The 9,389-nt window shown below is 46.4% G+C and carries 13 protein-coding genes; 9 read left to right on the plus strand and 4 right to left on the minus strand.

All coding sequences use genetic code 11. From position 1 onward, the window contains the following. Nucleotides 1-655, plus strand: a 655-nt coding sequence (locus VFW36_RS04435) for a GTP-binding protein (RefSeq protein WP_329657604.1), incomplete at its 5' end; no start/stop codon positions are given. 27 nt (nt 656-682) lie between these two features. On the opposite strand, the gene hemJ is transcribed toward VFW36_RS04435, so the two are convergent. The 3 genes from hemJ to hpf are packed head-to-tail and all read right to left on the minus strand — an operon-like array spanning nt 683 to nt 1,956. Continuing rightward, entirely contained in the window at nt 683-1,129 is a 447-nt protein-coding gene (hemJ, locus tag VFW36_RS04440; RefSeq protein WP_329657605.1) for a protoporphyrinogen oxidase HemJ, read from the minus strand. A gap of 50 nt (nt 1,130-1,179) precedes the next feature. Next, nucleotides 1,180-1,611 carry a thioredoxin TrxC gene (trxC, locus tag VFW36_RS04445; protein ID WP_329657606.1) on the minus strand — a complete coding sequence of 144 codons (432 nt, stop codon included), beginning with the start codon at nt 1,609-1,611 and terminating at the stop codon, nt 1,180-1,182. A 3-nt stretch (nt 1,612-1,614) separates the two neighbouring features. Beyond that, nucleotides 1,615-1,956 carry a ribosome hibernation-promoting factor, HPF/YfiA family gene (hpf, locus tag VFW36_RS04450; RefSeq protein WP_329657607.1) on the minus strand — a complete coding sequence of 114 codons (342 nt, stop codon included), beginning with the start codon at nt 1,954-1,956 and terminating at the stop codon, nt 1,615-1,617. Between the two features lie 104 nt (nt 1,957-2,060). Between hpf and trpS the strand changes: the two genes are divergently transcribed. The 6 genes from trpS to ccoS are packed head-to-tail and all read left to right on the plus strand — an operon-like array spanning nt 2,061 to nt 7,228. Continuing rightward, a complete protein-coding gene (gene trpS, locus VFW36_RS04455) occupies nt 2,061-3,026 on the plus strand; it encodes a tryptophan--tRNA ligase (protein WP_329657608.1) in 966 nt (321 codons plus the stop codon). A 9-nt stretch (nt 3,027-3,035) separates the two neighbouring features. Beyond that, a complete protein-coding gene (locus VFW36_RS04460; protein ID WP_329657609.1) occupies nt 3,036-3,623 on the plus strand; it encodes a D-sedoheptulose 7-phosphate isomerase in 588 nt (195 codons plus the stop codon). Between the two features lies 1 nt (nt 3,624). Then, a complete protein-coding gene (gene gmhB / locus VFW36_RS04465) occupies nt 3,625-4,128 on the plus strand; it encodes a D-glycero-beta-D-manno-heptose 1,7-bisphosphate 7-phosphatase (RefSeq protein WP_329657610.1) in 504 nt (167 codons plus the stop codon). Then, on the plus strand, nt 4,128-4,607 hold the full coding sequence (locus tag VFW36_RS04470; protein WP_329657611.1) for an asparaginase domain-containing protein: 480 nt from the start codon (nt 4,128-4,130) through the stop codon (nt 4,605-4,607). The genes gmhB and VFW36_RS04470 overlap by 1 nt, the downstream gene beginning before the upstream one ends. After that, nucleotides 4,600-6,993, plus strand: coding sequence for a heavy metal translocating P-type ATPase (locus VFW36_RS04475; protein WP_329657612.1), 2,394 nt, complete (start codon nt 4,600-4,602; stop codon nt 6,991-6,993). Before VFW36_RS04470 ends, VFW36_RS04475 begins: the two co-directional genes overlap by 8 nt. 13 nt (nt 6,994-7,006) lie before the next feature. Continuing rightward, nucleotides 7,007-7,228 carry a cbb3-type cytochrome oxidase assembly protein CcoS gene (ccoS, locus tag VFW36_RS04480; RefSeq protein ID WP_329657613.1) on the plus strand — a complete coding sequence of 74 codons (222 nt, stop codon included), beginning with the start codon at nt 7,007-7,009 and terminating at the stop codon, nt 7,226-7,228. A 42-nt stretch (nt 7,229-7,270) separates the two neighbouring features. Here the strand turns inward: ccoS and VFW36_RS04485 are convergent, their stop codons facing one another. Then, a complete protein-coding gene (locus VFW36_RS04485; RefSeq protein ID WP_329657614.1) occupies nt 7,271-7,567 on the minus strand; it encodes a c-type cytochrome in 297 nt (98 codons plus the stop codon). 123 nt (nt 7,568-7,690) lie between these two features. Between VFW36_RS04485 and rfaD the strand changes: the two genes are divergently transcribed. Both rfaD and VFW36_RS04495 read left to right on the plus strand, forming a co-directional pair. Continuing rightward, complete coding sequence (rfaD, locus tag VFW36_RS04490; protein WP_329657615.1) at nt 7,691-8,701, plus strand: ADP-glyceromanno-heptose 6-epimerase; 1,011 nt, start codon at nt 7,691-7,693, stop codon at nt 8,699-8,701. Then, a partial coding sequence (locus VFW36_RS04495; RefSeq protein WP_329657616.1) for a bifunctional heptose 7-phosphate kinase/heptose 1-phosphate adenyltransferase occupies nt 8,698-9,389 on the plus strand: 692 nt, incomplete at its 3' end. The genes rfaD and VFW36_RS04495, both read left to right, overlap by 4 nt.

Genomic DNA, 9,389 nt, shown 5'->3' on the forward strand with positions numbered 1-9,389 from the left:
GGCAGGGATTCGTAAACGGGGAAAAATTCTCGGAATCGAGAAATACGCTCTGATGCGAACCGAAGAGATGCTCGAAACGGCAGATATTGCATTGCTGGTCTTGGATGCATCGCAACCGTTTATGGATTTGGATGAGAAAATAGCCGGATTTGTCGATAAAAACCGTCTCGCGTGTCTGATCGTTCTCAACAAATGGGATATGGCTCCGCGTGAGGATTATGAAAAAATCATCGCTGAAGTACGTGACCGTTTTAAATTTTTGAGCTACGCACCGATCATCACGATTTCAGCGCAGAGCAAACAGCGGGTACACAAAATCTTTGATATGCTCCTCAAAATCAATGAGAACTATTCACAGCGTATCTCAACCGGTAAGCTCAATGAAGTTATCCAAGCGGCGATGCGTAAACATATCTTGCCGAGTATCAACGGTATGAATATCCGTCTCTATTTCGCAACGCAGTACGACATCCGTCCTCCGCGTATCGCGCTTATCATGAATAAACCGCAGGGACTGCATTTCAGTTACCGCCGATATTTGACGAATCAGTTACGAGAGCAGTTCGATTTTGAAGGAACTCCGGTTCTCTTTAAAGCGAAAGCAAAAAATCAAAAACGCAAACCGCAACCGCATAAAACACGGTCTATGTGGTAAAACAAAAGCCTTTTGGCTTTTGAGTAATTAAAACGGTTTAACGACGACGAGTGCAACGATCCCCATCAATAATAGGGTAGGGATCTCATTATAGAACCGAAAAAACTTCCCGCTTTTATAGGCTGTGTTCTCTTTGAGTTTGAGGCGATAACGTCCGAGTGAGAAGAAATAGGCTACCAAAATCGCTACTAGCGTCAGTTTGGCGTGTATCCATCCCCCCATTTGAAATACATTAACCCCGTTATAGTGTTGAGTTGATAAGACGATCAACGCAATCCCTGAGAGCAACGTTGCCCAAAATGCGGGGACGCCGATGTATTTGTAAATCTTCATCTCCATTACTTCGATCACTTCCACAAAGCCGTTATTGGAACCGTTTTCGACATGGTAGACGAAAAGACGAGGGAGATAAAAAAGCACCGCAAACCATGAGACCATTGAGATGACATGAAACCACAAAATCCAGTTATACATCTATTTTCCTGAGTATGAATTGGGGAAGAGTAACTAAAAAAAGCTAAAAATTAGAGATGTTTTTTTACCCAAGCAATAATTTGTGGGGTGGGTAAAGCACCGCTAAACTGATCGACGATGCGGTTGTTTCTAAATGCGATGACGGTGGGGATAGATCGGATACCGAAACGTCCGCCCAAATGCTGCTGCTCTTCGGTATTGATTTTGATAAACTGTGCTTTGAGGGGAAAGTGCCGAGCCGCCTCTTCGAATGAGGGTGCCATGCTTCGGCACGGTCCGCACCACGGTGCCCAGAAATCGGCGATGATGAGACGTTCGTCATTGAGCATCAGTCGATCAAACGACGATGCGTCTACCGAGAGGGGTTTGGTATCGAGTAATGAGCCTTTGCAATGACCGCAGGCGGCTTTTGCATAGGACTCTTTTATCGGAATGGCATTAACTCCACCGCAGTGAGGGCAAACGACATTGATTTTAGACATGGATTACTCCGCGACCTCTTCTTCAACGACTTCAATATCACGAATCGATGACGTGTGGTGGTCTTTTACTTTGTCGTGTAAACGGCGAAGGGCTTTATTGGCTCGCTCGATGGCGAGATCGATGGCGGTATCGAGATCTTCATCGACGTCTGAGATGACGACGGGCTGAGCGTGGGCAATATGAATGTCAAATTCGACTCCGACCCCTTTTTTCTCTTTGGTGATCATAACATTAACGGTTGTAATATCAAGATGATAACGTTTAAAATTTTCGATAGCGAGTGCAATATGGTCATTTAGGTGTTGGGTGAGTTTAATCTCTTTGGAACGAATTTGGGTATTCATAATGAATCCTTTGTGTTGAACTATCGAAAAATATAACATAGATTATCTTAAGAGGAAGCTTAAGAGAGTGTGCGGTAAAATATCCTCTATTCAAGGAGATGATTTTGAGAGTATTAACCGGAATTCAACCGTCAGGCGACTTACATATTGGAAACTATTTCGGTTCGATCAAGGCGATGATCGAATCACAAAACGATCATGAGGTATTTGCGTTTATCGCCAATTACCATGCGATGAGTTCACTGAGCGACGGTGCGCGTCTTTCGCAACTCACGATGCAGGCGGCTACCGACTTTTTGGCATTGGGGATGGACCCGCAGAAAAGTACCTTTTGGGTGCAGTCGGATGTGAAAGAGGTATTAGAGCTTTACTGGGTACTTTCAGGCTTTACCCCGATGGGATTGTTAGAACGGGCACACAGTTATAAAGACAAAGTGTCCAAAGGGATCGCATCCAATCACAGCCTTTTTTCCTACCCTGTTCTCATGGCGGCCGATATTTTATTGTTCGGCTCTCAAGTGGTTCCGGTGGGGAAAGATCAGATCCAGCACGTAGAGATCGCACGCGACATTGCGATCAAGTTCAACAACCAATACGGCGATGTGTTCACTATTCCTGAGTTTCGGGTGGATGAGAATGTTGCTACCGTACCGGGGATCGACGGGCAGAAAATGTCGAAGAGTTACGGTAATACGATTCCGATTTTCAGTGAAGAGAAGATCCAGTCTAAAATTATCAAAAAGATCGTGACCGAAGCGGTACCGCTGGAAGATCCGAAAGAGTATGAGGGGTGTAATGTCTACAACATCGCGAAACTCTTTTTGGATTACGAACAGACGCAAGATTTGCAAGAGCGCTACAAGAGAGGCGGTGAGGGGCACGGCCATTTCAAACTCTATACCCATGACGTGATCTGGGAATACTTCCGTCCGTATCGTGAACGTAGAGAGTATTTTGCGGCTCATCAAGACGAAGTGCGTGAACTTTTGAAACTCGGTGCGAGCAAAGCGAGTACAGCCGCGCAACCGATTATCGACAAAGTCCGCTCCGTTACGGGAATTCGATACTAAAGGAAAGCAATGAAAAACTATATTATGAAACAAATTGCCGATTCAGCGGCAACCAAACAGGCTATTTTAGAGAATGAAGCTCTTTTGGACACGATAGAAGCGGTCGCAAAAGCGTGTGTGGAAGTGTATCGCCACGGCAAAAAGACGATTCTCGCCGGTAACGGCGGTTCGGCTGCCGATGCACAGCACATCGCGGCGGAACTGGTAGGACGCTATGGGTTTGATCGCCCCTCTATCCCTTCGTTGGCACTGACCACCGATACTTCCAACCTAACCGCTATCGGAAACGATTACGGCTATGACAAAGTCTTCTCCCGTCAGTTGGAGGGGATGGCACAAGAGGGTGATCTTTTTATCGGTATCTCCACGTCGGGGAACTCCCAAAACATCATTAATGCGTTCGAGTCGGCTGCGGATCGGGGGGTGACCACGGTTGCCCTCGTAGGACGTGACGGAGGCAAAATGGCTGCGATGGCCGATTTCGCGATCATTATTCCCTCGAACGCCACTCCGCGTATTCAAGAGTCCCATATTTTGATCGGGCATATCCTCTGTGACATCATCGAAAAAGAGCTTTTCGGCGGCGGAGTAGCATAAGGTGAGCAAAGCCCTGTTTCTAGATCGTGACGGTGTCGTAAACGTCGAGAAAAACTATCTCCATAAAATCGAAGATTTCGAGCTTTTGGAGGGGATCATCGACGTATGCCGTGGGTATCAAGAGCAAGGGTATTTGATTATTATTGTGACCAATCAATCTGGGATTTCACGGGGCTATTACACCGAGGAGGATTTCGCACTCCTCAGCCGATGGATGGTGGATCAATTCAAAGAGTTGGGAATTACCATCACACGGATTTACCATTGCCCGCATCATGAAAGCATCGACGGAGTATGTGAGTGCCGAAAGCCCGAGCCCGGGATGTTTTTAGAGGCTCAAAGAGACTATGATCTTGACATGGCTGCATCGGTGATGATCGGTGACAACGAGCGTGATATTGAAGCCGCAATACGTGCGGGGGTGGGGATGAATATTCTCCTATCCAAAGATGCCGATACCTCCAAAGCGAATACAATAATCCACTCATTAGGGGAGTTGCTCTAATGCGTATCATTAATACCGGCGGAACATTCAACAAACGATATGACCCGATTAAGGGAGAGTTATTTGTCCCGCAGGATAACCGAGCGGTCGAGGAGATTCTAAAATCGTTGGTTGAGGATATTTCCCTTGAGGGGGTCATTTATAAAGACTCTTTGGAGATGGATCAGCAAGATCGAATGAAGCTGGGAGAGACAATCGCACAGTGCACCGAAAAGATTATTATCGTCGTCCACGGGACTGACACGATGGATAGGAGTGCTGAATATATAGAGAGCTTGGGACTGGATAAAGTGGTTGTTTTTACGGGTGCTATGATCCCTTTTCATATCGATCCTATCGAAGCAACGGCCAATCTTGGTATGGCGATGGGGTATGCGCGCAATGCAAGTACGGGTGTCCATATTGTGATTCAAGGTGTTATGAGCAGTTTTAAACAGGTTAAAAAAAATAAGAGCGCAGGGAAGTTCGAATATGTCTAAAGTTAAATGCGATCACTGTCATCTGGAATTTAGCGATGAAGTGATGATCCATGACGGGGAGTATCGCTTTTGCTGTAACGGGTGTCGAGGGATTTTCCACCTTCTCAAAGATGAAGGGTTGGAGAGCTTTTATTCCAAAATGGGAGATACGACTCTCGCACCTCCTACCGAGCAGTTCGAAGCGAGTTCCAACTTTGACACCCCCGCTTTTAGTGAACGTTTTGTCACAACTACCAAAGAGGGGTTATCACAGGTTTCGCTCGTTATTGAGGGGATACACTGTGCGGCGTGTGTGTGGCTGAATGAAAAAGCGCTCCACAAAATGGACGGGGTGATCGAAGCACACATCAACTATACCAACAACAAAGCGCGTATCACGTGGAATCCTGAAAGTGTCCGACTCTCTGCCATTATCGATATGATCCGCGCCATCGGCTATAACGCATTTCCTTATGACGCGTCGCTCCAAGAGGTTCGAGCCAACAAAGAGCGAAAAGAGTATTATCTGCGGATGGCGGTAGCGACGTTCGCGACGATGAACATGATGTGGATTGCCGTAGCGCAATATGCCGGATATTTTAGCGGGATTACTCAAGAGATTAAAACGATCCTCAATATCGCGGAGTGGGTATTGGCGACTCCCGTCTTGTTTTACAGCGGATGGGTTTTCTATCGCGGAGCCTATTACGGGTTGAAAAACAAATCGATTACGATGGACTTGCTCGTTGTGACGGGATCGAGTCTGGCATACCTCTACTCCATCTATATTACGGTATTAGAAAAAGGGGAAGCTTATTTCGATTCGGTAGCGATGATTATCACATTTGTCCTCTTCGGTAAGTTTCTCGAAGTACTTAGCCGTAAAAATGCAGCGGATACCCTCGATATTATCGGCAAACACATTCCGCGCGAAGTGAGCATCGTAGAGGGGGACTCGATCCGATCGGTGGACGTCAATGAGGTCAAAGAGGGGGATGTCATCCTCATCCGAAGCGGTGAACGCTCTGCAATCGACGGCGAAGTGATCTCAGGGGAGGGGAGCTTTGATGAGAGTAACCTCACGGGAGAATCGGAACCGATATTTAAACGCATTGGGGATCGTATTATCAGCGGTACGACGAGCATCGATGCCCTGATCCATTATCGTGCGACCAAAGATTTTGCCCACTCAACCCTCTCTAATCTCGTGAATTTACTCGAAAACGCGATGGCACAGAAACCCTCGATCGAACAGTTGGCGAATCGGCTCTCTCAGCACTTCTCCTCTACAATCCTCTTTTTGGCGATTGCGACGTTTTGGACATGGTATTTTTGGCCGCACACATTTGATCGTTCTCTCATGGTGGGAATCTCGGTTATTATCATCGCGTGTCCATGTGCCCTCGCACTAGCGACTCCGGTGGCGACGTTGGTGGGCTTGGCATTGGGGGCGAAGAGGGGAATCCTCTTTAAATCGGCGGCACAGATCGAGACGATGGCAAAAGCTACGATGGTTGTTTTGGACAAAACGGGAACTATTACCCAAGGGCGTCCCGAAGTGGTTTATGCAACGATTCATGAGCCTTTTGATACGGGAGTTTTATATACGCTTGTCTCCTCTTCAAAGCACCCTATTAGCCGAGGGGTTATGGAGTATTTGGATCGCACGGAAGTGTCTATAAATGCGAGTAGTATTGAAGAGGCACGCGAAATCCCCGCTCGCGGAATGGTTGGACGATTTGAGGGGGTGATGATTGCCGGCGGTAATGCCCTCTTGATGGAGGAACTGGGACTATCGGTTGATTCGGTGAGTGATAAAAGCCTTTTTTATTATGCGGTTGATAACAGACTGGTCGCGACCTATGAACTGCGCGATCTGCCAAAAGAGCGCGCATACGAGTCGATAGCCGCACTTAAAAATGCTGATTTACGCGTTGTTATGCTGACGGGGGATCATGAAGCTTCCGCCATGAGAGTTGCCCGCGAGGTCGGAATCGATGAAATTCACGCGCATCTGAGTCCTGAGGGGAAGGCGGCGTTTATTGAGCAAGCCCATAGTGAAGGGCATATTGTCGTGATGGCAGGGGATGGGGTGAATGATCTCTTAGCACTTGCTCGCGCGGATATTGCCATAGCCATGGGGAACGGGAGTGACATCGCCATCGAAGTGAGCGATGTGGTGTTGATGAACGATTCGTTGACGTCACTTGCCGAAGCGTTTGGGATCAGTCGAAAAACATACGGACTGATCAAACAAAATCTCGGTATTTCACTGGTTTATAACTCGATCACGATTCCACTGGCTATGATGGGGTATGTGATTCCCCTTATTGCGGCGATTTCGATGTCGTTTAGTTCGCTTCTCGTTGTCGGAAACTCGATGCGAGTACGTTGGCTTTATAAATAAAAGGTAGGTAATAATGGATTCTTGGGTAATCGCAATGATGCTGGGTGCATCGCTTTTCTTGGGTGCTATTGCGTTGAGTGCTTTTTTATGGGGAATCAAAAACGGGCAGTTTGACGATGAGACCAAAATGATGAATCAAGTGCAATATGATGATGAACGTGAACTAAACGATGCGGCTAATCAACAGCGTAAAAAAGAGTCTGTAAGTAAAAAAGAAGAGTATCGACCGGAATAAAATGTAGAAGAGAGACTCACCGCAGGTGCGGTGAGTGCGGTATTATTTAATACCTGCTACGTAAGCAGCAACTGCTTTGATATCAGCATCTGACATAGTAGCAACTTGCCCTTTCATCAATGCACCCATACCCGCTTTGTTCAAAGTACCAGCTTTGTAACCTTTGAGTGAAGTTTCGATAGCACCAGCAGCTTGACCTTTTACGATCGCTGATTTACCAAGAGCCGCTTTTTCGAAAGAAGCACCGTGACAAGCAGCACATTTAGCTGTAAGAGCTTTTCCATCAGCAGCCATCAAAGATACACCGGCGAACAACATTGCAAGAGCAATTTTTTTCATTTGTTTTCTCCATAAAAAATTTCGGTGTTATTATAGTCTTAGCAATCTTAAAGCACTCTAACTGTTTAACCTTTAATAAAGAGTTTGTTACAATATGATACTACCTTGTACGAAGGACTTTTTATGTGCTACAGTGACGTTAATTTAAACACTAAAACCATTTTGATAACGGGAGGGGCCGGCTTTATCGGTTCCAACCTCGCGTTTTATTTTCAAGAGCACTATCCGCAGGCTCATATCGTTGTGTTGGATCTATTCCGCTCTAATTTGACCCTCTCTAACGGCAATCTCAAAAGTTTCGGCCATTTTAAAAATCTTCTCGGCTTTCGGGGAGAAGTGATCAGCGGCGATATTAATGACAAAGTACTTTTAAATACATTGGCTCAAAACTATAAATTTGACTATATCTTTCATGAAGCGGCGATTTCGGATACGACCGCATTAGAGCAGGATTTGATGATCCAAACCAACGTCAATGCGTTTAAAGACCTTCTCGATATAGCGGTTGAACATGGTGCTAACATGATTTATGCCTCTTCGGGTGCTACGTACGGTGACGCTCCTTCTCCGCAGGCGGTAGGGCGGGAAGCTCCTCAAAACGTGTATGGTTTTTCGAAATTGATGATGGACCATTTGGCGCGTCAATATTCTCAAAAACACGATCATATCAGTATCGTAGGGTTGCGTTATTTCAATGTCTATGGACCGCGTGAATTTTTCAAAAACAAAACATCATCGATGGTGGTACAGTTCGGTCATCAGCTTCTCGCGGGGAAAAATCCGAAGCTTTTTGAAAACTCGGATCAAATTTTGCGTGATTTCATCTATATCGAGGACATCGTTCAAGCAAATATCCTCGCAATGCATCCGAAAGAGTCCGGCGTGTTTAATGTCGGTACGGGAAAAGCGCGATCGTTTCAATCGATGGTCGATATTCTTCAGCGTGAACTCGGAACATCGTTTGAATGCGAATATATCCCCAATCCGTATGTCGGACGGTATCAGTTCCATACCGAAGCCGATATTGAAACGACCAAGGCTGTTTTGGGGTATAAACCCCGTTTTGAATTTGAAGAGGGGATTGCGGCGTATGTCCCAGAGATTAAACGTCTACATGAGCAGGAGCTTTCATGAGAAGATTGCATAATTCTCATCCGCGTATCCTCGTTATCGGGGATTTGATGATTGACCATTATTTGTGGGGAGGGTGCGAACGTATCTCTCCCGAAGCTCCGGTGCAGGTGGTGGACATTGCGCGTGAGACGACGGTGCTCGGCGGGGCGGGGAATGTAATCAATAATCTCGTCACTTTAGGCTCGAAGGTCAGCGTGTGCGGGGTCATCGGCAATGATGAAAACGGCGAAGAGCTATGCAAGATGTTGGAGATTATCGGTGCTGACGCTCAAGGATTGGTAAAACAACTGAATCGAAAAACATCCAAAAAAAGCCGTATTATCGCCTCGAATCAACAAATATTGCGATACGACAAAGAGTCAAAAGACGCAATCGATACCGCGAGTGAACGTGCCATTATTTCCTACGTGGAGAGCGTGATCGGTGCATGTGACATTATCATCCTCTCCGATTACGGCAAAGGGGTGATTACCGATACGGTAGCGAGCGGAGTTATTAGCTCAGCACGTGCGGCAGGAAAAAAAGTGCTCGTCGATCCCAAAGGGAAAGATTATCGCAAATATCGCGGCGCCTATCTTTTGACCCCTAATAAAAAAGAGGCCTCTGAAGCGACGGGAATTGTGATCCGCGACGATGAAAGTCTGAAAAAAGCGCTATTGAGCCTCAAAGAAACGTGTGATTTAGAGTG

The sequence above is a fragment of the Sulfuricurvum sp. genome, assembly GCF_036279695.1.
In the GTDB taxonomy this organism is placed as follows: domain Bacteria; phylum Campylobacterota; class Campylobacteria; order Campylobacterales; family Sulfurimonadaceae; genus Sulfuricurvum.

Excerpts from the sequence above, each read along its gene's own strand:
- hemJ (WP_329657605.1), bottom strand. The coding sequence starts at position 1,129 with ATGTATAACTGGATTTTGTGGTTTCATGTCATCTCAATGGTCTCATGG.
- trxC (WP_329657606.1), bottom strand. The coding sequence starts at position 1,611 with ATGTCTAAAATCAATGTCGTTTGCCCTCACTGCGGTGGAGTTAATGCC.
- hpf (WP_329657607.1), bottom strand. The coding sequence starts at position 1,956 with ATGAATACCCAAATTCGTTCCAAAGAGATTAAACTCACCCAACACCTA.
- VFW36_RS04460 (WP_329657609.1), top strand. The coding sequence starts at position 3,036 with ATGAAAAACTATATTATGAAACAAATTGCCGATTCAGCGGCAACCAAA.
- VFW36_RS04470 (WP_329657611.1), top strand. The coding sequence starts at position 4,128 with ATGCGTATCATTAATACCGGCGGAACATTCAACAAACGATATGACCCG.
- VFW36_RS04475 (WP_329657612.1), top strand. The coding sequence starts at position 4,600 with ATGTCTAAAGTTAAATGCGATCACTGTCATCTGGAATTTAGCGATGAA.
- ccoS (WP_329657613.1), top strand. The coding sequence starts at position 7,007 with ATGGATTCTTGGGTAATCGCAATGATGCTGGGTGCATCGCTTTTCTTG.
- VFW36_RS04485 (WP_329657614.1), bottom strand. The coding sequence starts at position 7,567 with ATGAAAAAAATTGCTCTTGCAATGTTGTTCGCCGGTGTATCTTTGATG.
- rfaD (WP_329657615.1), top strand. The coding sequence starts at position 7,691 with ATGTGCTACAGTGACGTTAATTTAAACACTAAAACCATTTTGATAACG.